21 protein-coding genes and 1 pseudogene are annotated in these 24,340 nt (G+C 43.4%); 8 read left to right on the top strand and 14 right to left on the bottom strand.

The features are described from left to right. Positions 1-71: 71 nt before the first annotated feature. Positions 72-1,610: an alpha-N-arabinofuranosidase gene (locus NAF19_RS01795; protein WP_252788031.1), complete on the top strand. Its 1,539-nt coding sequence runs from the start codon at positions 72-74 to the stop codon at positions 1,608-1,610. A gap of 75 nt (positions 1,611-1,685) precedes the next feature. Here NAF19_RS01795 and NAF19_RS01790 read toward each other — a convergent pair whose 3' ends face one another. Then, positions 1,686-2,132, bottom strand: coding sequence for a WapI family immunity protein (locus tag NAF19_RS01790; RefSeq protein WP_252788030.1), 447 nt, complete (start codon positions 2,130-2,132; stop codon positions 1,686-1,688). Positions 2,133-2,260: 128 nt separating this feature from the next. Between NAF19_RS01790 and NAF19_RS01785 the strand changes: the two genes are divergently transcribed. Continuing rightward, positions 2,261-2,893, top strand: a complete 633-nt coding sequence (locus NAF19_RS01785) for a chloramphenicol acetyltransferase (protein WP_252788029.1) — start codon at positions 2,261-2,263, stop codon at positions 2,891-2,893. A 536-nt stretch (positions 2,894-3,429) separates the two neighbouring features. Beyond that, positions 3,430-5,334 (top strand): SPFH domain-containing protein, encoded by a 1,905-nt coding sequence (locus NAF19_RS01780; protein WP_252788028.1) that lies wholly within the window; start codon positions 3,430-3,432, stop codon positions 5,332-5,334. Between the two features lie 61 nt (positions 5,335-5,395). On the opposite strand, the pseudogene NAF19_RS01775 reads toward NAF19_RS01780, so the two are convergent. Both NAF19_RS01775 and NAF19_RS01770 read right to left on the bottom strand, forming a co-directional pair. Further along, positions 5,396-5,704 (bottom strand): annotated as a pseudogene (locus NAF19_RS01775) (PD-(D/E)XK nuclease family transposase); the annotation flags it as partial. 70 nt (positions 5,705-5,774) lie between these two features. Further along, positions 5,775-6,524 carry a hypothetical protein gene (locus NAF19_RS01770; protein ID WP_252788026.1) on the bottom strand — a complete coding sequence of 250 codons (750 nt, stop codon included), beginning with the start codon at positions 6,522-6,524 and terminating at the stop codon, positions 5,775-5,777. 82 nt (positions 6,525-6,606) lie between these two features. Here NAF19_RS01770 and NAF19_RS01765 point away from each other — a divergent pair, with 82 nt between their 5' ends. Together NAF19_RS01765 and NAF19_RS01760 are read left to right on the top strand one after the other, a co-directional pair. After that, positions 6,607-7,365: a hypothetical protein gene (locus tag NAF19_RS01765; RefSeq protein WP_252788025.1), complete on the top strand. Its 759-nt coding sequence runs from the start codon at positions 6,607-6,609 to the stop codon at positions 7,363-7,365. Positions 7,366-7,509: 144 nt separating this feature from the next. Next, positions 7,510-8,241 (top strand): hypothetical protein, encoded by a 732-nt coding sequence (locus NAF19_RS01760; RefSeq protein ID WP_252788024.1) that lies wholly within the window; start codon positions 7,510-7,512, stop codon positions 8,239-8,241. Between the two features lie 75 nt (positions 8,242-8,316). Here NAF19_RS01760 and NAF19_RS01755 read toward each other — a convergent pair whose 3' ends face one another. From NAF19_RS01755 to NAF19_RS01735, 5 genes are all read right to left on the bottom strand, one after another. Continuing rightward, positions 8,317-9,303: an MlaD family protein gene (locus tag NAF19_RS01755; protein ID WP_252788023.1), complete on the bottom strand. Its 987-nt coding sequence runs from the start codon at positions 9,301-9,303 to the stop codon at positions 8,317-8,319. Positions 9,304-9,321: 18 nt separating this feature from the next. Continuing rightward, positions 9,322-10,095 (bottom strand): ABC transporter ATP-binding protein, encoded by a 774-nt coding sequence (locus tag NAF19_RS01750; RefSeq protein ID WP_252788022.1) that lies wholly within the window; start codon positions 10,093-10,095, stop codon positions 9,322-9,324. 5 nt (positions 10,096-10,100) lie between these two features. Continuing rightward, the gene (locus tag NAF19_RS01745) at positions 10,101-10,910 is read right to left on the bottom strand and encodes an MlaE family ABC transporter permease (RefSeq protein WP_252788021.1); all 810 of its coding nucleotides are present in this window, start codon (positions 10,908-10,910) and stop codon (positions 10,101-10,103) included. 698 nt (positions 10,911-11,608) lie between these two features. Beyond that, positions 11,609-12,589 (bottom strand): type I phosphomannose isomerase catalytic subunit, encoded by a 981-nt coding sequence (locus NAF19_RS01740; RefSeq protein WP_252788020.1) that lies wholly within the window; start codon positions 12,587-12,589, stop codon positions 11,609-11,611. A gap of 214 nt (positions 12,590-12,803) precedes the next feature. Further along, complete coding sequence (locus NAF19_RS01735; RefSeq protein ID WP_252788019.1) at positions 12,804-14,033, bottom strand: NADP-dependent isocitrate dehydrogenase; 1,230 nt, start codon at positions 14,031-14,033, stop codon at positions 12,804-12,806. Between the two features lie 261 nt (positions 14,034-14,294). Between NAF19_RS01735 and NAF19_RS01730 the strand changes: the two genes are divergently transcribed. After that, complete coding sequence (locus NAF19_RS01730; RefSeq protein ID WP_252788018.1) at positions 14,295-15,005, top strand: hypothetical protein; 711 nt, start codon at positions 14,295-14,297, stop codon at positions 15,003-15,005. 113 nt (positions 15,006-15,118) lie between these two features. Next, positions 15,119-15,553 (top strand): hypothetical protein, encoded by a 435-nt coding sequence (locus NAF19_RS01725; protein WP_252788017.1) that lies wholly within the window; start codon positions 15,119-15,121, stop codon positions 15,551-15,553. 60 nt (positions 15,554-15,613) lie between these two features. Here the strand turns inward: NAF19_RS01725 and NAF19_RS01720 are convergent, their stop codons facing one another. Continuing rightward, positions 15,614-16,456: a DUF2911 domain-containing protein gene (locus NAF19_RS01720; protein ID WP_252788016.1), complete on the bottom strand. Its 843-nt coding sequence runs from the start codon at positions 16,454-16,456 to the stop codon at positions 15,614-15,616. A 160-nt stretch (positions 16,457-16,616) separates the two neighbouring features. Between NAF19_RS01720 and pruA the strand changes: the two genes are divergently transcribed. Further along, entirely contained in the window at positions 16,617-18,254 is a 1,638-nt protein-coding gene (pruA, locus tag NAF19_RS01715) for an L-glutamate gamma-semialdehyde dehydrogenase (protein ID WP_252788015.1), read from the top strand. 129 nt (positions 18,255-18,383) lie between these two features. On the opposite strand, the gene NAF19_RS01710 is transcribed toward pruA, so the two are convergent. From NAF19_RS01710 to NAF19_RS01690, 5 genes are all read right to left on the bottom strand, one after another. Further along, positions 18,384-19,046 carry a carbonic anhydrase gene (locus NAF19_RS01710; RefSeq protein ID WP_252788014.1) on the bottom strand — a complete coding sequence of 221 codons (663 nt, stop codon included), beginning with the start codon at positions 19,044-19,046 and terminating at the stop codon, positions 18,384-18,386. Positions 19,047-19,168: 122 nt separating this feature from the next. Further along, positions 19,169-19,903, bottom strand: coding sequence for a YoaK family protein (locus NAF19_RS01705; RefSeq protein WP_252788013.1), 735 nt, complete (start codon positions 19,901-19,903; stop codon positions 19,169-19,171). A 54-nt stretch (positions 19,904-19,957) separates the two neighbouring features. After that, a complete protein-coding gene (locus NAF19_RS01700) occupies positions 19,958-21,175 on the bottom strand; it encodes a glycoside hydrolase family 27 protein (protein WP_252788012.1) in 1,218 nt (405 codons plus the stop codon). 55 nt (positions 21,176-21,230) lie between these two features. Continuing rightward, positions 21,231-22,982: an alpha-L-arabinofuranosidase gene (locus tag NAF19_RS01695; RefSeq protein WP_252788011.1), complete on the bottom strand. Its 1,752-nt coding sequence runs from the start codon at positions 22,980-22,982 to the stop codon at positions 21,231-21,233. Positions 22,983-23,035: 53 nt separating this feature from the next. Then, entirely contained in the window at positions 23,036-24,232 is a 1,197-nt protein-coding gene (locus tag NAF19_RS01690) for an AGE family epimerase/isomerase (RefSeq protein WP_252788010.1), read from the bottom strand. Positions 24,233-24,340: the final 108 nt, after the last annotated feature.

Raw genomic sequence — 24,340 nt, 5'->3', positions numbered from 1 at the left:
ATTTAAACTTATAAATAAAATTTCGTTTATTTGTTTTAAGTGTTATTTTTACAATTATAAACCAATTCATCGTGAAGAAAATTCTTACCCTCTGTTTTGTATGTTTGGCGTGCTTCGCCTACAGCCAGGAAACGGCAACGTTAGCCCTCAGCAATGATTCAAAGCTAACCATCAGCAAGTATATTTACGGCCAGTTTGCCGAACATTTGGGCCATGGCATTTATGGCGGTTTTTGGGTTGATAAAGACCTGCCCGTTGAAAAGCAGGACCGCATACGTCTCGACATTGTAAACGCACTGAAGAAAATAAAAATCCCCAGCCTGCGGTGGCCCGGCGGCTGTTTTGCCGACGAATATCACTGGCGCGATGGTATTGGTCCGCGCGACCAGCGCCCGCGCATGGTGAACACCAACTGGGGTGGCACAACAGAAGATAACAGCTTCGGCACGCATGAGTTCCTGGAGCTTTGCAGCCTGCTGGGCACCGAGCCTTATTTTGCTGCAAATGTAGGCAGCGGTACCGTTGAAGAAATGAGCAAGTGGATTGAGTACACCAACAGCAACAGCGGCAGTACCATTGCCCAGCTGCGTAAGCAAAACGGCCACCCCGAACCATATAAAGTTACTTTTTGGGGTATCGGCAACGAAAGCTGGGGTTGCGGCGGTAATATGACACCCGAGTTTTATGCCAATGAGTACAAAAGATATGCTGCTTTCGCTAAAAATTACCCTGGTGCACCGTTAAAGAAAATTGCCAGCGGCCCCAACTCCGACGACTATAACTGGACAGAAGTTATCATGAAAGACATACCGACTTGGGATATGTGGGGTATTTCGCTGCACTATTATACCGTGCCAACCGGCGATTGGGGGCACAAGGGTTCGGCAACTAAATTTGACGAAAAGGAGTACTTTGAAACTATGGAGCGCTGCCTGAAAATGGAAGAGCTAGTTACCAAACACGCTGCCATTATGGATAAATACGACCCTAAAAAGAATGTCGCTTTGGTAGTTGATGAATGGGGCGTTTGGACTGATGTTGAGCAAGGCACCAACCCCGGGTTTTTATACCAGCAAAACAGCCTGCGTGATGCGCTTATAGCTGCTACCAACCTAAACATATTTAACAACCATTGCGACCGGGTTAAGGGAGCTGCACTTGCCCAAACCATCAATGTTTTGCAATCGCTTATTTTAACCGATAAGGAGAAAATGCTGCTGACGCCTACATATCACATATTTGACATGTACAAAGTGCACCAGGACGCAAAATACCTTCCTATGCAGCTAACCTCCCCAGACTATGTTTCAGGTGATAAGAAGCTGCCGGCTGTAAATGTTTCTGCTTCGCAGGATGCAGCTGGGAAGGTGCATATTTCATTCGCAAATCTCGATTTGCACAACGACATCAAAATAAGCACCAGCTTAAAAGATATTAAATGGAAATCGGTAACCGGCCAGATATTGACATCTGCAAACATTACTGATGTAAATACTTTTGATAAGCCAAACACAATTAGCCTGAAGGATTTTAAAGGTGCGAAAAAGGATGGCGATAACCTGGTGGTTACGTTGCCCGCAAAATCGGTGGTGACGCTGGAGTTATTTTAATTCGGATTTCGGAATTTGTTGTCTAAGACGTGGTACTTCGCGTCTTAGACTTTTTCATTTCTGAAACCACTTTTGTTATGCAAAGCGTTCCAAAATCTTTTCCAAATCCCTGATTATTGCTGGAAGATAGCTTTGGTCTATTCTTTCCTCAAATTCTAAATTAGTATTGTGCGACCAGGAATTGTATCTAATTACAAGCAGAATTTGGCCGAAATTATTCTTTAAACTTAAACTAAATTCACTGTCAACTGGTTCAAATTCAATTGCTTGTTGTATTTCGATGTTGTTATAAACGTTTACCAGGTCGTTCAATAATTTTCTGATAGAAAATAAAGGTGCCTGTGAAGTTGGCGAAAAGATAACCATATTTTCACTGTCCAATAATGTAGGGGCTTTTAAATATGCCATATCACCCTGTCCAATTTGGTTATCAGCTGTATATCCTTCTACCCATAAATAAAGCGAACCGATTTTTAAATCCGGGTCGATATCTTGAATCTGATTTTGTATTTTATTAAGCATATCTGATGCTAATGTATAAAATAAGTATTAACCGATTGAAGTACTATCGCGTTAATTGGGGTACCGAATCTTTTCAAATCTTGTCACATGGCAAGCCGGCGTCGAAAAACTTGTTTTACTTTTGTCCTATGCGACAAAAATTCGACACCTCAACCTGGGCACGAAAAGCACATTTTGAATTCTTCCGAAAATTTGAAGACCCTGTTTATGGCGTTTGTGTAACTATTGATTGCACCGAAGCCTACAAATTTGTGAAGGAAAAAAGTGTTTCATTTTACTTATATACCTTATACAATGCCTTAGCCGCAGCCAATAGCTTTGAGCCATTTAAGCTAAGGATAGAGGGCGGTGACGCTTTTATTTACGACAGGATAGACGCTGCATCAACCATCGGTCGCGCCGACGGTACTTTTGGTTTTAGTTATATCGATTATAACCCATCGTTTGAAAAATATATCGAAGCTGCAAAAATTGAAGTCGAGCGGGTACAGGCAAGGAATGATCTGGAGCTAGCCGACAGGGATAACATTATTCGCTTTTCATCATTACCATGGATAGATTTTACATCGCTCTCACACGCGCGGATGTTTTCGGTTGGTAAAGAAGACAGCTGCCCAAGTATTTCGTTTGGTAAGATGACAGAGAAAGATGGTAAAAGAACAATGCCAATGTCGGTACATGTGCACCATGCTTTAGTTGATGGGATCCATATTGGCCAATATGTTGATTGTTTCCAGGAGTTGATGAATAAGGGTTTTTAATATCCTGGCGGAGACGAAGGCATTCAGTCTCTACGATGACTTTTTTCGCTGCCTTTCGCATTTTTTCCTCCGCCTGTTTTACTTCGTCTTTTTCACTTAACGGGCCTTCAGTTTTAATTTCTTCAGCTTTTTGGGGCGCAACGCCTTTTGAGCCTTCTTTTAATTTTTCGGGAGTTTCTGTTTTTTTCATAGCGTCAAGCTTTTTTTATCAGGATTGATATGCGTGGAGTAATTAGCTAACCATTGCAGTAAAGCAATTGTTTACAATTGTTGAATATTATTTTAGTTGGCCTGATATTACGGTTCGCTCTTTTTTTTATCTTGGCTCTTGATTCTTGACTCTTGGTTCTTTTATCTTGAATCTTTTTCAAAAAATTTATCACAATTTTTGTAACATCCGCCTACACATTGATATCTAAATATCACTTAACAGCTAAGGAACGTAAAGTTAATGCTGAAAGTTCTCGTAAAAGCCCGCACCTCAAGGGCCATGTTTTATTAAAAAATCTTAAAATTCAATCTAAAAAATGAACCCAATGATTATTTCATTATGGTGGGTATTGCCTGTCATAATTGTTCTTGTGATGTACAAATTTGTTTTGCGCGTTTTCTTTGGTATGGTTATCGTACCGGACGACCGCATTGGTTTGGTGGTAAAAAAGTACGCCCTCTCGGGTAGCAAACGTTTGCCCGACGGCCGTATCATTGCCATTAACGGCGAGGCCGGTATGCAGGCCAAAGCGCTGGCTCCTGGTTTATACTGGGCCATGTGGCCGTGGCAGTTTACCATTACCATGGAGGCCTTTACCATTATTGAGCAGGGTAAGCTGGGCCTGGTTAAGGCAAAGGACGGCGCGCCTATGGACACAGGTCGTGTGCTGGGCAGGCCGGTAGACTGCGACAAATACCAGGATGCTGTAGCATTTTTGGATAATAAGGGCCAAAGAGGTCCGCAGGCAGCGTTTTTAACGCCGGGTAGTTATCGTATCAACACCTTTTTGTTCGAAATTGTGATGGTGCCTATTACCCAGATACACGAAAACAAGGTGGGCATTGTTACCACGCTGGACGGTGAGCCGCTCGACAAGGGCGAAATTGCCGGTGTTTCAGTAGTGGGCCATAAAAACTACCAGGACCCCATGGCCTTTATTAACGCCGGCGGTATGAAAGGTTTGCAGGAGGACGTGATACTTGCAGGTACCTATTATTTAAACCCCTGGTTTGTAGTGGTTGAACAGGTAGATATGATATACATCCCGATTGGTTATGTGGGTGTAGTGAACTCGTTTGTTGGGCCTGAAGGTACCGACACCAGCGGCGAAGGCTTTAAACACGGTAACATTGTTAAACGCAACGAAAAAGGTGTGTGGGACCAACCGCTCGATCCTGGTAAACACCCGGTAAACATCTATACCCATGCGGTTGAAGTGGTACCAACCACCAACATAGTGCTTAACTGGGCCGATAGCCGCACCGAAGCGCATGAACTGGATAAAAACTTGTGTACCATTACTGTTCGTTCATCCGACGGTTTTACATTCAACCTCGACGTGTCGCAGATTATACACATACCGCGTAATGAAGCGCCAAAGGTTATCGCAAGGTTTGGTAACATGAAAAACCTGGTATCGCAGGTCCTGGAGCCAACCATTGCCAACTATTTCCGTAACTCGGCACAAAAAAGCGACGTGATTGAGTTTTTGGCCAACCGTATCCAACGTCAGGACGATGCCAAACTACACATCAGCAAAGTTTTAAACGACTATAACGTGGTTGGTGTTGATACGCTGATTGGTGATATTGTGCCGCCACCAGCCCTGATGAAAACCTTAACCGACCGTAAACTGGCCGAGCAGGAAAAAGTTACTTATGAAATACAGCGCCATGCGCAAATTGAACGTAAGGAGTTTGAAAGCGCCAAAGCAGGTGCCGATATGCAGCCCGAGGTTGTAAAATCAACCCGCCAGGTGGAAATAAACACCCAGATGGCTGCTTCGAAAGTTGCTGCATCACGTGGCGAGGCCGAAGCCAAAACCATTAATGCCAAGGCTGATGCCGAAGTCAGGATCACTATTGCCAAGGCTGATGCCGAAGCCAAAACTGTTAACGCCAAGGCTGACGCAAACGCAACCGAAGTAAATGGTTCGGCCGAAGCTGCCAAAATCAGGGCGATAGGTTTATCAGAAGCCGAAGTAACCAAACAAAAAACCCAGGCCATGGGTACCGAACAATACGCCATAGTGCGTGTAGCCGAGGCCCTGGCAAGCCATGGTATCAAACTAGTGCCTGATATCCTGGTAAACGGTAAAGACGGCGGTGGTAGCGGTATGATTGATGCCCTCATCGGCACCGAAATGCTGAAAAAGCTGCAAAAGGCTAACGAAGAGACGGTTGAGAAAGTGGGCAAGGAAAAGCCTGCTAAACCGGAAGAGGGTAAATAAACTCTTTATTGACAAATATCAGACTTACGGAGTTTTTAAAACTTCGTAAGTCTTTTTCGTTTTACAATTTTTCTACTTCTTCAATTGAAAGTTTAGTGGTCTTAGCTATAAATTCTATAGCCAGGCCTTCTTTTTTTAATTCACGGGCGATTTCTTTAGCTTCTTCTAATTTAGCTTCATTTACGGCCGTATCCAGCACATTTTTATTATCCCATTTATATTTTAAGCTGCTATCGTACATGTTTCTTTCCTCCTTTGTCAAATTAGTATACTCGGCAATGTTAAACAGTTTTTCAAATATTGGCTTTCGCAAGTAAACTGGGAACTTGTCCATTCTGCTCATGTTTTTTAAAACAAAAAGCCATTTGTCCTGCTAGTCCCCCGCCGGCCTTAACAAATTTGCGTTAATCTATAATAATCGAAATCAGATAAAGTTGATTTTATACTAATCTGAAAATCTGCGCTACTAAAACCGTAACAGCAACTGCCATTGTAAATAACATAATTTTAATATCTATTTTGAATATATCTCTAATGTCTTTCCTGCACATGATAATAGCAACAACTGCAAAAAGTAGAAGCACCAGGCTTTCAACTATCAGTTCATTATAAGATATCATGTCGCCAAAATCGCGGTCCGCTTTAATTAACAGATTTTTCTTCTCAAAGTATAATAGTTGTGCAGCTATATAAGTTGAAGCTGCGCTTAGCATTATCCAGCCGGATTTTTTTCTGAGCCCGAAAAGTAACGTACCCAATGGAAGCAATACATAAGGTAAAGCGATAAGGATAAAATTTATATTATATGATGCTGCACTAAACATCATTTTATAAATACTGGTGTCACCAAACATTATAGCCATTATGAAGAAAAAGCCAACAGCGCCGGTGATGATATTTATATACCTTGTGGCCTTAGATAGCGGCTGATTATCAATATTTAGTTTTTTGAATATTGATTTTTTAAAACGTATCAAATTTTGTTGTTGCGATGGTTGTAATTGGCTATTTGTGCTGGCGCGAGTTCTTATTTCATCGACTTGCGCCGGTGTTAATTGCCTGCTTTGTAGTTCGATGGTCGCAGCATCAACGGCAGTCGGCTGGTAGTCGTCGGGACTGTCAACAATTGCAATTAAATCGGCATCGTTCAATAGCTTATACCGCGCCGAAAATAAATTTATATCGTTCATATTTGATAAAGGTAATGAATAACCCAAATGTTAAATAATGTTATCACTCTAAAAGTAAAATGGCTTTAATTTATATTTACGTATGCTAAAAAAATTACTTTTAGTTTGTTTTTGCTTTTTTGGAATTTTAACCGCCAACGGCCAGTCGGTTTTTAGCGGGCGGGTGATGGAGTATAAAACACATATTCCTTTGCTCTCAGTCCGTATCCAGAATTTAACCAACGGAATAAAGACAATCAGCCTGAAAGACGGGGAGTTTGCTGTTGCCGCCAAGCCCGGCGACCTGGTTGTTTTTACCACATTTGCCTACCAGCCCGATACGGTTTTGATAACCGACATGCATGCCCGCGAGATTTTCATGACGCCCAAAACAAATATGCTGAACCAGGTAAATATTACCGATACCAGCGGACACGCTGTCGCAAGTCCGAATGCAGTACCGCACTACGACCCGATGTTCCACGGCCAGGCAGTTGTATACCAGCGCGATCCAAAATACCTTAAACCGGTGGGCGGCATTATCATACGCCTGCATTATTGGAAAAAAGATGAACACCAGAAACAAAAAGCTGCGCAATCGGTTAAAGAACGTGAAATAAGCGAACACATCAGCGCTATTTTCACAGCGCTAAATATTAGCAACTATGTGCCATTAAAGGGCGCAGATATGGACGATTTCCTAATGCTGTATACACCTGATGTTAAGGAATATACCGACAAAAAATTTGCGCTGGTTCCCTATCTTAATGCCTGCTACCAAAACTGGCAAACGTTGACGCCGGAACAACGCAAAGCGGGGGATATTTTTGGCGGCGAGCATAAAACTACGCCCAATCCTTAGAAATGCCCCGCCTGCCTCGTCGTCGAAGGTTCGTTTTTGCAGTGCACTAAATCGACAATGTATTTGCGGCCACCGATGCCTCATTCAAATGTTAAAAAATGTTATCTCCTGTCAAATAAAAACCGGATAAAGCTATATTTACGAATGCTAAGAAATTTACTGATAGTTTGCTTTTGCTTTTTGGGGACATTAACGGCCAGCGGCCAGTCGGTTTTTAGCGGACGTGTGCTGGAATATAAAACACGGATCGCGCTACCATCGGTGCGTATCCAAAACCTAACTAACGGGTTAAAGACAATCAGCCTTAAAGACGGACAGTTTGGTATAGCCGCCAAACCTGGTGACCTGGTGATTTTTACAATATTTGCCTACCAGGCTGATACGGTATTGATAACCGATATGCATGCCCGCGAAATATTCATGACGCCCAAAAACAACATGCTGAACCAGGTAACCATTACTGATACAAGCGGCCGGGCGGTGGCAAACCCAAATGCTATACAGTATTACGACCCGATGTTTCATGGCCAGCCGGTTGTTTACCAGCGTGACGCAAATTTTAACGCTGTTGGGGGAATAGCCGTACGCCTGCATTACTGGACAAAAGATGAGCGCCGGAAGCGCAAGGCTGCGCAATCAGTTAAGGACCGCGAAATAAGCGAACACATCAGCGCCATTTTTACACCGTTAAACGTAAGTAATTATGTTCCCCTAAAAGGTACAGATATGGACGATTTCCTGTCGTTATATACACCCGATGTTAAAGAATATACTGATAAGAAGTTTGCCCTGGTTCCCTATCTGAACGCCTGCTACCAAAACTGGCAAACGCTAACACCGGAGCAACGCAAAGCAGGGGAGATATTCGCGAAGTAGAGATTAGTGATTAGTTGATAGGAGGTTAGTTGTAATGCGGACAGATTCTCCTAATCCCTAACCTCCATTCTCTAATCACTTTTTCCTCAAACTATCCGCTTTCGCCTTCGCCCTGTCTTTGAAAAATCCTTTCAGAAAAAAGTTATGCTGGGCGGCTTCAAGGTCATCGTTAAGTTTTATGGAACTTTGCTGCAGGTTGTTTAATGTGCTACGGATTTGTGCTGCTGCTTTAGGATCGTTAAGTAAAACGCCGACAGCGTTGTCCTTTTCATTAAGCTTATTGCTCACCTTATTTAAATTATCCGTAAGGGTTGACGCGTTTGTTGCAGCTTGCTGCAATTGCGCAATAGAAGCTTTTATACGGCTGAAGACAACAGTATCGGTAAGCACTTTATCAGCAAAGCCGCCTTTGGTATTCATTTTTTTGCTGAAGACGTCCAACTGCCCGGCAAGACGGGCTGCGCTTGCAGTAGCAGTCTGTAAATTAGCCATCGATCTGCGTAGTTGTTCACCCATAAGGCTATCGGCCAACAAAGTGCCCACAGTCCCTTTGCCCTGTAATATTTTATGGCTCAGTAATTTAAAATCGCTGGTAATAGCAAGCAGGTTTTGATTGTTACGTTGCAACGTTTTCATAATATCATCGGTCGAAGTAAGTTTTTCAGCCTGTAAAACTGCACCATCATCTACCTGTGGTGCCTGCGGGCTGCCACCATCAATAACGATAAGCTTGTTGCCTATAAATCCATCTGAACTGATACGTACACCGGCGTTGCGGTGAATAAATTGCTGAACGCTTTGGTCAATCTTCATATTTACATCTACCTGCGATGTGCCCACAAATTTAATGCTGGTAATGGTGCCAACTTTTACGCCCGAAAACCAAACATCGTTGCCCTTTTTTAAACCGGCGACATCGTCAAAAACGGCGCTGATTTTTATGTTTTTGGCAAAGCTTTTCTGTTCGCCGCCAAGGGTGAAAACGCCAATTATAAATATAATGAGGCCGAGCGATAAAAATATCCCAACTGTTATTGCTCTCCTATTGTCTGATGCAGCCATAATATGTGCTATAAATATCTATTGTATAAAGTTGTAGTCAAAAAATGGTTTTACCCGTTCGTCGTTTGTGTCGAATACTTCGTTAAAAGTGCCCACCCGCTGAAATTGACCATCAAGCAGCATAGCTATCCGGTCGCCGGTTTCTTTGGCGCAGGTAAGGTCGTGTGTAATAATAATGGATGAGGTGTGGTATTGTTGCTGTACCTGGTTTATGAGCTCGTTAATTTCGGTACAGGTAATAGGGTCAAGTCCGGCAGTGGGCTCATCGTACAGCATAATTTCGGGGTTGAGTATAAGCGTGCGGGCAATACCAATACGTTTGCGTTGCCCTCCCGAAAGTTCGGCCGGCATTTGGTTAATGGTTTGCGAAAGGCCCACTGAATCAAGTACCTCCTCAACAGCCTTATCTATTTCTTTACGCGTGATACTTTTACGGTTGCGCACCAACGGAAATTCGAGGTTTTTACGCACGGTCATACTATCATACAACGCACTGTTCTGGAAAGAGAAGCCTATCCGGATGCGCAGTTCCTGCAGTTCCTTTTCGCTGATTTCGGTTACTTCCTGTCCAAGTACTTTTATGGTGCCCCTGTCGGGCTTTAATAAACCCGACACCAGCTTTATCAATACCGATTTCCCCGTACCTGAGCGCCCCAGCACCACAAGGTTTTCGCCCTGGAAAAGGTCCAGGTCAATTCCCCGCAGCACTGCAAAGTCTTCAAATGCCTTGGCCACGCCCCGGATGCTGATAACCGGGTTGTTATAATCGATATGTGCTTTTGGTTTCTCCATAAATTTTACCGGAAGTTACCGGTTATCTGCACAATTATCACCTCTTCAATAAATACTAAAAACATTGCCGTTACAACAGCCCCGTTTGCTGCCTTACCTACTCCTTCGGTGCCTTTATTTGAATAATAGCCCTGGTAACAACCCACAATACCTATGGTAAAGCCAAACAAAATGGCTTTTATCAGCGATGCATTAAAATCGACAAAAGTAAGGGGCTTAAACACTTCCTCCATAAAGGCGCTGTAACTGGTGCCCTCGTTTTGTGCAACATTTAAATAGCCACCTATCAGCGCTATAAAGCCTGTATAAGTGGCCAAAATGGGGATGGTTATAGTGGTTGCAAGCACGCGTGTGCAAACCAAAAATTTAAATGGTTTGGTGCCCGATACTTCCATGGCGTCAATCTGTTCGGTTACCCGCATCGAGCTTAATTCGGCGCCGATGCTTGAGCCTACCTTACCCGACGCAATAAGCGCGGTTACCAATGGGGCAAGGGCGCGCATTATAGCAATGGATACCAATTTCGGAATCCAGGATTGTGCACCAAACTCCACCAGCGACGGGCGCGATTGTTTGGTAAATATAAAGCCCACTATAAAACCCGTTACGGTAATAAGGGTGAACGAGCGTACACCAACTTCATAACACTGCCTTACAATCTCTTTAAATTCAAACGGCGGCACGAACGCCTCGCGAAAAAAGCGAACGATAAACAGGTGGATATTATAAATGCTTGAAAAAAAATCAACTATCGTTTGGACAATTTTCGGACGTTTTTTTCGCGCAGGGCTTGATGTGCTGTTTAATTGCTCCATTAACTGTGATAAAAATACTTGCAATTTTTCATTATAAAACTACAAACAAGTACGCCGTATGTTTGAGTGCTTTGTTTCTGGTCAAAATAAAAAAGCCTCAAACTCTTTAAACTACGGTGTAAACCTTAAAAACCAACTTTTAAATAGTGATAAAAGTACAACACAGCATTAAGGCAATTTGCCTTAATTTGATACTTCAGTAATACATCCGGGTTAATTTAAAATTAAGAAATGTAATAATAATCGTACCTATAAACCGTGGAAATTACTGTTTTAAATGTTTTAGCGCACCAAAAGCTTTTGCAGTTGCAAACCTAAGTTTTATTGCAGCAAAAAAATTATATGAGCCGAAAAAATACATCCACAAATTGTAAAATTTTGCTGTTTGGTCTGGGTTGCTGTTTATTACGACAACCGTTGGGGGCCAAACGAGTGAGATGATCGGTGATTAACGGAAAGAACATAAGTATAATTCAAAGCGTCGCTAAAATACTCAAGCTAATTATTTTCAAAAACATAGCGGCTTTTTGGCTAAAGCCGCTGTCGGGACATTTCTATATCCGTTGGCTAAAGCCGACGGCAATGAACTGACAATATTTTTTTCATTACCGTCTCCTTTTAAGGGACGGGATATCAATAATGGGATATCGGCTTTAGCCAATATCAGGCATGACAATTTGATTAATCGCCCTTAATATCTATTCAATATAGCTTTCCAATATTTTAAAACCGCTGGTAGTTACCAGGTCAACCTTCTCCATTATTTTCGGCAGCAAAATGCAATCTCCCATTTTAACAGGGTATCCAGCATCGGCAGTTTTAACGGTAAAGCTGCCTTCTACACAAACGTATATTACAAACGAATCAAGGTTGCTGTAGTCTTTTGAAGTATCGGTAGTAAAATCAAGCAGGTTGGTGGTAAAATAAGGACACGTTACCAGGTCAACTGTTTTATTTTTTTCGGGCTGATATTGGGTTTTGTAGTTGGGATAGTGGTGATAATCTATGGCCGCCAGTGCTTCTTCGGTGTGCAGCTCGCGTTTGTTACCCTTATCATCGACACGGTCAAAATCGTAAATACGATAGGTAATGTCCGATGTTTGCTGAATTTCGGCAATCAACAGCCCTGCGCCAATAGTATGAACGCGGCCTGCAGGTAAAAAGAAAACATCGCCGGCATTGGCATTTTCCTTATTCAGGATGTCCATCAAGTGACCACTGTTAAATTTGTCGAGATACTCCTGCTCGTTTAGTTCCTTATTAAAACCGGCAATCAATGTGGAACCCGGGTCCGACTCAATCACATACCACATCTCGGTTTTACCGAAGGAGTTGTGACGTTTTTTTGCCAGCTCATCATTGGGGTGCACCTGTACCGATAAATCTTCCTTCGCATCAATAAATTTTACCAGCAGCGGGAATATATTGCCAAAATGGGCATAAACCTTTTCACCTACCAGTTCGCCTTTAAATTGCTCCAACAAATCAGCCAGTGACTCGCCATCCAGCGCGCCCCCGTTTACAACTGACACATCCGATTTTACGCCCGATATTTCCCAGGTTTCGCCGCAGTTTGGCAACGAACCAAAATCTTTGTGCAGGTAAGTCTTTATTTTCTGACCGCCCCAAATTTTGTCTTTAAAAATGGTTTTGAATTTTAAGGGATATAATGTTGACATAGTTGCAGATGTTTTGAGCCGCTAAGTTAGCGGTTTGAGGGGGCATAAAACAAGGTTTTTACGAAAAATTACAACCGGCTATTTAATCTGCATAAACTTTTGCCACAATAATTAAATGAACAAAGGGTAGGCTATCATAGCTTTAATAATAAAAAAAAAGCCAATCGGAGTTTTTCCAATTGGCTTTTCTTATTATCAGTAAACCGGTAAATTATTATTTCCCCAGTTTCTTTTTCAAATTTTCGTCAATAGCAGCCAAAAATTCTTCGGTATACAAATAATCGGTACCGTGCTCCACTTTTGGTTTTATGGTGATGGCAAGGTCCTTTGTCATTTTGCCGCTTTCAACAGTTTCGATACAAACCTCTTCAAGCGCTTTACAAAAGTCAATCAGCTCCTGGTTTTTATCCAGCATACCACGGAACTCTAAGCCGCGAGTCCATGCAAAAATAGATGCGATTGGATTGGTTGAAGTTGGCTTTCCGGCCTGGTGCTCACGATAGTGGCGGGTAACCGTGCCGTGTGCAGCTTCCGCTTCCATAACTGTACCATCTGGAGTAACCAGGGTCGAGGTCATCAAGCCTAATGAACCAAAGCCCTGTGCAACGGTGTCTGATTGTACGTCGCCATCATAGTTTTTACAGGCCCATACAAAGTTGCCATGCCATTTTAATGCTGACGCAACCATGTCGTCAATCAGGCGGTGTTCGTAGGTAAGCTGGTTGGCTTCAAATTCAAGTTTAAATTCCTGCTCGTATATCTCCTGGAAAATATCTTTAAACCGGCCGTCGTATTTTTTAAGGATGGTATTTTTGGTTGATAAATATAAAGGCCATTTTTTTAGCAATGCCTGGTTAAAGCAAGCACGTGCAAAGCCTTTTATCGACTCATCGGTGTTATACATAGCCAGCGCCACGCCATCACCTTTAAAGTTGAAAACCTCGAACGATTGTTCCGGACTGCCGTCTTCGGGTGTAAACTTAATAGTCAGCTTACCTTTGCCTTTGGTTAAAAAATCGGTAGCGCGGTACTGGTCGCCAAAAGCATGACGGCCAATGCATATGGGGGCTGTCCAGTTTGGTACCAAACGCGGCACGTTAGCCATAACAATAGGCTCGCGGAAAACAGTACCATCCAGTATATTACGGATAGTGCCGTTTGGCGATTTCCACATTTGTTTTAAATTAAATTCCTTTACACGCTCTTCGTCGGGTGTAATGGTGGCGCATTTTATGCCTACGCCATATTGTTTTATAGCATTTGCAGCATCAATAGTAACCTGGTCGTTAGTTTCGTCGCGGTACTCAATACCAAGGTCGTAATACTTAATATCAAGGTCCAGGTACGGAATTATCAGCTTATCTTTGATAAACTTCCATATAATACGGGTCATTTCATCGCCGTCAAGCTCAACTACAGGATTTTCAACTTTAATTTTCGACATCTTCGGTATGGTTATTTTTTAAATGGCTCCAAATATATAAAAATGGTTTGGTGAATAATGAGAAGTTTATAGTGAGTATTTGACGTTTTTTTGTCAAAATTTACCAGTTGCTGTCGTTTTTAACCACTTGCTATTCACCACTCGCTACTCATCATTTAACTTTTCTTTACCCAACATGCTATTTTTATAAACTTAGATACTATTTTTATAAAATATAATTAAACCGCTGGTTAATCCTTTACAAAGGTGCTGCTATAAATTATGATGAAACATATCCTCAAAACAATTTTCATAACCCTGTTTGTTGGTACTACATTTATAGCGAAAGGTCAGGCAGGCTACAATTATGCGCTTTATGATGTAGGTACTGCTGTAAGCTTTAATACGGTTTATGGCGATGCCGAAACAACTACAATGATGCCGGCCATTCATTTTAATTTTACCTATAACGCAACGCCTTATACCAATTTTGTGTTCGAGGTGCAATTGGGTAAACTGCGCGGCGGCGACTCTGTTGCCACAAATTCGGGCAGGTATTTTAATAATGATTTTGCAGCTTTCGTTTTTAGAGGACAACTGCAAATGGGTGAGATCATGGATTATTCGCGCAGCCCGTTTATGAATGGTCTTAAAAACCTGTATGTTTCGCTTGGCCTGGGCTTTGTGCGCAATAACATAACCCAAATAAGCCGCACTTCCGAAAAAGTGCCGGGTTTTTATACTGGTGGCGACGATAAAACAAAGGAACCGTTTTTACCTATCCGTATAGGTTATGAAATTAAGCTGTTTAACAGGTACTCACAGCCTAGCGCTAAAATTGATCTTGGCTATAACTACAACTATGTTTTTGGCGACAACCTTGACGGTTTTACGGCCGGTGCTAAAAAAGACGTATACACCCAATTTACCATTGGTGTAAAATTTGCCATTGGTGCAGCACTTACATCTTACCGAAAACAAATTACTTATTGATAGGTTGATTATTTAGATTGGGTTGATTAGGTGGGTGGTTAAACTGCACTTCAAAAGGTGTAACTTTACAACATTCCAACTTTTCAACATTACAACAACTAACACGAAAACCTATGAACAAAGAACCATTTGACCCTGTTTTTGATAGTGAAGGCGAAGACCGGGACCGCACCCTGAAAGATGAACTTGGCGAAACCATTGATAAGGAAGATCTGAAATATAACGCCGAAGATGATAGCTTTGAATACGATGTGAAAAGCGACGACCCCGAGTACCAGCACGCCGATCCGTACAATACCTCGGTAAAAAACGGTGAGGATATGAACTCGACCTATGATGAAGCAAACCCTTACGATGCAGGTGAAGAATACATTCCCAATGAATCGTTAGAAACTGATGTCGACAAATTGGGTATGCATATTGATGACGGCCACATTGTTCAGCTTGATGCTGCCGATAAAAAACTAAGTCATACCCCCGAAGACGACCGCACCGATTTGGACGAAGAAGGTTATCCCAAAAACGACAGGTTAAATAAGAAGCTATAATAAAAGAAAAAGGCTGTTAAATTGTTAACAGCCTTTTTCTTTGAAGTAGCTATCGCAAATTTATTTCTTCGCCTGCGCTATCAACTCTGTATTTAAGCGGGTATACTCATCGTTATTGGCTTTTTTAGCAGCTTCAACGCCTGCGGTGGCTGTGGTTATCGCGCCGGTTTTATCACCTGTTTTTAGCTGCACACGAGCTTTCCACAAATCGGCAACAAACGGAGGCATGCCGGGCATTTTACCCATTTCTTCGGCCCATGGCAATGCCGTCTTCATATCCTTGTTATTGTTGTAGTAGTAAATAACGGCCTCATAGTAAGGTTTTTTATCGGTCTTCATAGCCGAATCTATCCTTGCCATTACTTTGGCATCAATATCGGTAGTGAGGTGCAGGTTGAGTGCGGTGTGCTCCCACATCAGGTGCAGCTCGGCGCTGGTTGGGAAAACGTTTACAAACTGCATGGTAAATGTTTCCTGGGTTTCATTAAGTTTAACAGGCTTAACTGGAAAGCGCAGGTAGTCATCGGCTTCTTTGTAGGTGTAGGCGCCCCATTGTTTCGGGTTTTTACTCAGGATAATGGTCCATTCGCTTTCGCCAGGTATGCTGAACAAGCCGTATTCGCCTGCAGCAACTTTGTGCCCTTCGATTGACACGTCATCGCTAAATTTGATTACTGTTGCAGAGTTGGCGCCGGTACGCCAAACTTTGCCGTAAGGCTCAACATTGCCGAATATTTTGCGGCCTTTAACGTTCGGTCTCGAGTAGGTGAGGTTAATCTTCCCAAGTCCAAAGTCTTGTGCAATTGTTTGGGTCGAACTGGGTGCGGGAGTTAGCTGCGCATAGGTGCTTGCTGTAAAAACGGTTAAAGCCGCCAGCAAAATGAGTTTTAAGTTATATTTCATGGTGATAAAATTTTGGTGCAAGTTATCAAAAATATACACGTCGTATACTTGATTTTTATCTGTTATTGTCCTTCGATTTTGAAACTGTATTTTGACACTTCATTCAAAATTATGCTTGTCAAAATTTATATCTTTGCCACGTAGTAACTAACAACATTTTATGCTTAAAGGATTTTTCAACGTCCCTACGCCGCAAAATGAGCCGGTATTAAATTACGGCCCGCGCAGCGTGGAAAGGGCAACGCTTAAGGCTGCTTTAGACGAAGCACGCGCCAAAAAAATTGATATCCCCATGTATATTGGCGGCAAAGAAGTTCGCACCAATAACAAAAAGGAAATTCGCCCGCCCCATGATCATCAGCATGTATTAGCTACATTTTCTGAAGGTGATGCCAGCCACGTAACAGCAGCCATTGATGCAGCTCTTGCTGCCAAAGCCGATTGGGAGAACCTTCCATGGGAACAGCGTGCCGCCGTGTTTTTAAAAGCTGCCGAATTGCTTGCCGGCCCGTACCGCGCCAAAGTAAATGCAGCGACCATGCTGGGCCAAAGCAAAAATGCCTACCAGGCCGAAATTGATTCGGCTTGCGAACTCATAGACTTTCTGCGTTTTAACGTAGAGTATATGACCGAAATTTACAAACAACAACCCCCGGTATCGGGCAAAGGTGTTTGGAACCGCGTAGAGCAGCGCCCACTCGAAGGCTTTGTATTTGCCTTAACACCGTTTAACTTTACTGCTATAGCAGGTAACTTGCCAACCTCGGCTGCCATGATGGGTAACGTAGTGGTATGGAAACCCGCTTACACTCAAATTTACGCTGCAAACGTTTTGATGCAGGTATTTATAGAAGCAGGGATGCCTGCGGGTGTAATTAACCTGGTATATGTTAATGGTCCAACTGCCGGCGACGTTATATTCAGCCACCCTGATTTTGCAGGGATACACTTTACAGGCTCAACCGGCGTATTCCAGAATATATGGCAAACTATTGGCAACAACATCCATAAATATAAAACCTACCCGCGCATAGTTGGCGAAACAGGTGGCAAAGACTTTGTTTTGGCACACGCAAGCGCCGATGCCGAAGTGGTTAGCACTGCACTTGTTCGCGGTGCATTTGAATACCAGGGGCAAAAATGCTCGGCTGCTTCAAGGGCTTATATCCCCAAATCGTTATGGCCTGCTGTAAAGGCAAATATGCAGCGCGATATCACCTCGTTTAAAATGGGGCCAGTTGAGGATTTTGAAAACTTTATTAATGCAGTTATCACTGAAGCGTCTTTCGACAAGCTTGCAGGATACATCGATGCTGCCAAAAAAGACGCCGCTACAGAAATTGTTGCCGGCGGCAGCTATGATAAAACCAAAGGCTGGTTTATTGAGCCAACCGTAATACGAGTTGATGATCCTTACTACGTAACCATGTGTGAGGAACTTTTCGGCCCTGTACTTACTATTTATGTATACGAGGATGATAAGTTTGACGAGATACTTGATGTGGTTGATAAAACTTCCATCTATGCCCTTACTGGCGCCATTATCTCGCAGGACAGGTACGCTATTGCCAAAGCAACCCACCACTTACGCAATGCAGCCGGAAACTTTTATATTAACGATAAGCCTACCGGTGCAGTAGTAGGCCAGCAACCTTTCGGCGGGGCACGCGGCTCGGGTACTGACGATAAAGCCGGCTCGATGATAAACCTGCTGCGCTGGGTATCGCCACGGACCATTAAGGAAACCTTTGATCCGCCTAAGGATTATAGGTACCCATTCTTAGCGAAGGAACTCTAAAAGCGAGCCAAGAATCAAGATAAAAAAGCCGGTATGTTTGAGGACAACCGGCTTTTCTATTTATCGACGATGATTTATTCGCCGTTTCTATTTTTTATTTTCTCTTGGCTCTTGACTTTTGGTTCTTTCTCACTTGAACTTAAACACGTTATCCATATTGGCATTGTCGAAGGCGCTTACCTTCATGTCAGTAATAATACCGGTTTTGAGGCTATAGACCCAGCCATGTACACCCAGGCCCTGACCGCTTTTCCAGGCATTTTGCACTATCGAGGTTTTACAAAGATTGTAAACGTTTTCAATTACGTTAAATTCAACAAGCCTGTCGCCTTTTTCGGTTACGTCCTCAATAGCATCAAGCTCATCTTTGTGCAGGCGGTAAACATCTTTAATGTGCCGCAGCCAGTTATCTATTAAACCCACTTGCTGGTTGCCGAGTGCTGCCAGGACGCCGCCGCAACCATAATGACCGGTAACTATCACGTGTTTTACCTTCAACACATTAACGGCGTAATCCAATACCGATAACATGTTCATATCAGAATGCACCACCATGTTGGCAATATTGCGGTGTACAAATATCTCCCCCGGCGCGGTGTTGGTAATTTGGTTAGCGGGTACGCGGCTATCAGCGCAGCCTATCCACAAAACCGGTGGTGCCTGACCGGCAGCCAGTTTATTGAAATATTCCGGGTCCTGGCTTAAGGAGTGGGCTACAAACTCTTTATTACCATCAAGCAGGCTGTTGTATAATTCGTCTATCGGCTGATTATTTTTTTCGTTGAGGCTCATGTTTTTTAGGGATGTTTTTATCGTGGCAAAAATATAAAGATAAAATATAAATTGACTTAATGCTGTGGCGGGAATGTTAACCTATGGTAATTATTGCAAAAAAATTAACGAGTGGTAACACTTTAATCTTTTCTTGAAAATGCCTTCGTTACCTTATGTACTGCCAGGTGCGACAAATCGTAATATAAAATCACCAATAAAATAGCCGGCACAAAGTAAAACGTGGCGAAATCGAAATAGTCGAACAAAAAACCACCTAAAAGGGCGCCCCCCAGGTAAAAACCAAGTATTGTGATCCTGATATAAATTTTGTTTTTCACAGCAGTCGTTTTCTCAGCTTTAGGGTGTAACCATTCGGCTATGTCGCCGCCCAAATCAGTAAATAAGCCGGTAAGATGTGAGGTTTTTATTAAGCCCCCGGATACTGTTGACACCAGGCTGTTCTGTAGTCCCATGGAAAATATTATCGCGCCGATAACTATTTCACGCTCAAGCAGCGTTTCGGCGTAAAAGTGGTGACCATAAATGGCGACAAATACTAATACTACAATTTCAATTATTATAGGGATGGAGTGAGCCCGGTAATCGCTAATGTGCCTGTAGGACCGTACAATAAAACTCGACAAAAAAGCCCCGGCAAAAAACAACAGCAGCCATATTATAAATACCAATATCTCCCTGAAATTTTGCTGAACAATGTGCTTTGCCAGGTTGGCCACATGACCTGTTATATTTGCTGTAAATGCCAAAAAGGCAATCATCCCGGCCGCATTGGTTATTCCGGCTGCCAGCGCGGTGGACGACGCCAGTAACAGGTTTTGTTTAAATGTGCGTTCTTCTTTTGATTGACGTAACATGCGGACAAGATAAAAATTTTTATCCCGCCCGCTAAACTTTCGAAGGTTTAAGCCTTATTTGGTTAACCTCAATACCACCACATCATCACTCCCTATGGTTTGTTTAAACAGCTTATCTGTACTACCAATATCCTTTTTAGCCCAAATATCATGCAGCTTATAGGTTGCTTGGTTAAAGTCGATATTTGTTTTGGTAATTGCATCCGATATTATGTGAGCTTTCCAATCAAAGCTTACAATTTGCGGGCGGTTCGACCGGTTTAAAAAGCAAACAGCCAGTTCGTTATTGGCAAGTGGCTTTACAAAGATCTCGATCCCGTCAAACGAATAGTATTTAAAACATTCCACGCCAAGCGCATCCTGATCAATGGAGATCAGTTCTTTGTTAGTTAAAATCGAGGTGGTCTGTTCACTCATTTTGCGAAGATCATTGCCTGCCATCAACGGGGCGGCAAGCATGCACCAGAGCGAGAAGTGGGCCTTGTCTTCGTTATACTTCATTCCGTTGCCAACCTCCAGCATATCGGGGTCGTTCCAATGACCGGGACCGGCGTACTGTCTGATGCTGTCCTGGCGGTCCAGTATATTTAATACGCTCAAAGGTTTCCACCCGTCTTTGGCAACGGTTTCTTCAAATGCATTGCCAATATCGCCGGTACTGCGCCATAACTGCCCGTCTTTTGCCGCCCATTTCCAGGGCTGGTGCTGTCCCCATTCGCACAGGCTGAAAATCATTGGCCTGCCTGCCGCACGGATAGCTTTAGCCATAGTTGCGTAGGCTTCTTTGGCATTTATCCCTTCGCTGTTGCACCAGTCGAACTTTAAATAGTCAACGCCCCATGAGGCATATAAACGTGCATCCTGGTATTCGTAGCCACGCGTACCGGGGTAACCGGCGCAGGTTTTCGTGCCGGCGCAGTTGTATATGCCAAATTTTAACCCTTTGGAGTGCACATAGTCGGCAAAGGCCTTCATACCGTTCGGGAATTTCTGAGGGTCGGCAACCAGGTTGCCGTCTTTGTCGCGTTCCATCGTCATCCACCCATCGTCCAATACAAAATAAGTATAGCCCGCATCTTTCATACCCGATGATAGGTAAGTATCGACCATTCCTTTCAGCAATGGCTCGTCTATCTTGGTTTGGAATGTGTTCCAACTGTTCCAGCCCATGGGTGGGGTTTGGGCCAGTTCTTCAAATTTCTGGGCGAATGCAGATACCGAAGCCATGGTACAAAATAGCACGGCTAACAGGGCTTTACTTTTAAATTTCATATTCATAATTGGGTTTTAAGCTGATAAATCAAATCTAACTATACTGGCAGATATATCACTTTTTATCTGCCACTAAAAATACTGCACCGTACTTAGGCACGGTAACGGTTATGCCACCAGAAATACTCGCCGTATTTGCTGGAATGGACGCATAACTATCCGAGCCACCAGATTTGCCGTTTGCCGGCCCAATCCCGTTTATCAAAACCTGGTGAGAAAACGGTGCGTTATCGCCGCCGCCTTTTAGTGTGTAGTAGTAATATTTGTCGCCCGCCGCAAAGTTCTTGATTTTCACGGTTACCACATGGTCGCCATCCGACTGGTTTACCAAAACCACCCCGGCCTGTCCTGATGAAAATGTCGACGCATAGCTGCTAATGTCGCTGCTATTAATAACTATCGAGTTTACCATCCTGTCGCCAAAGTATTTTTGAAAATAATACATGTAATAAAACGCTGGCCTGGGGTTCCATTTGGCTACGCCGGTTTCATCGCCGATGTTAAACATACCCATGTCGTCGCCGCCAGCCCAGCCATTGGCTAAATCCCAGCGACTGGCCATACTGAATTGGTTTTTTAACATCTCGCCCAAACTCATTACTGCGTGCAAACCTGCAATATTCGATACGTTTTGCGCCGATCCGGTTGCTTGTATGTTCCATTCATCCAGCGCCACCGGTTTTTGTGTTACGCCAGCCTTGCTAACGGAACTTTTTACCCAGGCCATCAGCTGGCTGGTTGAAGTTGCCGCGGTGTTTAAAATAACCGACGCGCTTGAGTTGTCGTTGTATGGCGTATAATAGTTATGCACCACAAAATAATCCGGCGAATTACCTGCAGTTGCCAACACATCGGCATTCCAGTTTTTAACGCCTGCGTTGTTGTTAACGTCATCTGTAGAGGTTAGCACAGCGCCTATTTTTATATTGGCATTGCCCACCTCTGCGGCGGCCTTCCGCATCGAATCCGCAAATACTTTAAAATGGGCGCCGTAAACCTTCCCGGTTATAAACTCAGGCTGGCCATCCTTGTTTTGTGATACATCTATACGGTAACCTGCCTCCCAACTGCCGTAGTTTTCGTTGCCTACGTCCCAAAATTGGGTCTTCCCCTTGTCGTACCGAACCCAATTGGCAGCAAGGTGAGCGGCTGCCTGGTCGGGGTGGGGGCCGGTACCGTAGCGGGCGTAGCCATAGTTAACTATGATAAGGCCCGTGCTGCTGGTTTGCTGCAATACCTTATAATAGTTGTCGATAGTAAATGTCCAGCTTTGGGTATTGTTGCCATACCAGTAACCCGCATCGGAGGCATTGCCCGAGCCATCCAGCAATTTAGCAGGGGCGTCTGCCGGGGCGTTAATAACAGCGCCATCACCATTCCAAAAATAGATGTCGGATATACTGCCACCCGGTGCACGCAAAATATTTGGCGCCAATGCGGTTATATTGGCCATCAGCGTCGGGTCGGTAACATACTGGCCCATGTATGGGTTGGTATTATTACCAAATATCAGCTTCGACACTTTAGTGGTAATCTGGCTCAAGTCTACCGTAACGTTTACCACTCCGCTTGTCGATGGTTTTGCCGCATCTTGCGTTCCGGGCACTGCAAATGTCCTGGCTGCCCACCCATCCAGGAAAAAACCTTGCGTGGCGGCAACTGCAGCGTCGGTACCCGCAACTATTGGCCCGGTGCCGGTGTCTGTTCCCGTGTCACCGCCGGTAACTGTGTTAGTTGTTCCCTGTTTTTTGCAGGATTGCAGTATTGCGAATAACCCTATTATTATAACTCCTTTAAAATTCTTCATTTTAGAAATTCTTTAATCATTGAATTTAATTAACCCAGTCTAACCTAATCAACTTAATCAACCATTCTCCCAATCAACTCCAAACACGCCCTGCTGTTATGATAGGGGCACTTCCAAATCCCGGCTTTATCCTCGCCCGGCATTACGCCGCCGTTTTCATTTGTGCCCCAAAACCATTCGCCATTTTGCTTATCTAATATTTTCGTTTTTATAAATCCCCAGTTTTTAAGGCTGATATTTAAATACTTATCATCGCTGCTTATTTGCCAGGCGTTAAAGAAACCAACCATTGCCTCGGCTTGTACCCACCAGTGTTTTTCTTTTACCAAATGGTTTTCTTTTGGTTCATATTCATACCAAAGCCCGCCATCAATATCAAGTCCGGTGATGGTTGCATCGGCCATCGGAATCGTTATTTCCTTTATTTTTTTGATGCTTGCTTTATCTCCAATTACTTCAGCTGCTTCCAGTAACAGCCAGGTGGCTTCTATATCGTGGCCGTAGGATATCAAATCGCCTTTCGCTTGCCAATCCTCATCAAAAAACAGTGTAAGGTGATGAGTCTCCTTGTCAATAAAATGCTCGAAAAAGTTATCCAGCAAGGTTTTGATCTGTCCGCCCAGTGCTTTATCCGGCCAAATGCGGTACAGGTTGGTATAACCCTCCAACACGTGCAGGTGGGTGTTCATTGTCTTTTTTTCGTTGGCATCTTTGGCGCTCAGGCGCAGGTCGGCGATGGGGTGCCAATCTTTGGTAAAAGCTTCGAAGTAGCCGGTTTTTATTGGGTCGTAGGTTTTTTCAATCAGCAGGTAAAATAGGTCGATTGCCAATTGTTTGGCATTTTCTATTTTGCCGGCGCGATAATATTCACTCAGGGCATAAATGGTAAACGCAATCGCATAAACCTGTTTTTTGGTATCCAGCGGCTCGCCTTTATAATTAACCGACCAATAAACCCCGCCTTCTTCACTGTCGATAAAATGACTGATGATGTATTGATAGGCCCTATCTGCCATCTCCAGGTATACATGTTCAGGCTGATGATTATAAGCCGCTGCAAACGACCATAAGATCCGCGCGTTTAGTACCGAACCTTTTGGCGAATCGGCTGTCACTAGATTGTCGTCATCAATTTTACCATAAAAGCCACCGTTTGCATTGTCGGGAGCATGAGCGGCCCACCAGGTGAGGATGTTTTTTAATTCATCCGTGAGCTCCTTTTTGAAGATATTTAGTTGTTGTGTTTTCATGGTAATGTATTACCTGGTTCACCTATCGCCGCCAAATGCTAAAGCGTTCCATTTTTACACGCGGAACACCTGGAACGCTGTGAAACATGTTGATTATCAAGTGTTTTG

The sequence above is a fragment of the Mucilaginibacter flavidus genome, assembly GCF_024055575.1.
GTDB classification, from domain to species: Bacteria; Bacteroidota; Bacteroidia; order Sphingobacteriales; family Sphingobacteriaceae; genus Mucilaginibacter; species Mucilaginibacter flavidus.
Note: the sequence above shows the minus strand (reverse complement) of the source record. Positions and strands in the feature narration are given on the sequence as shown.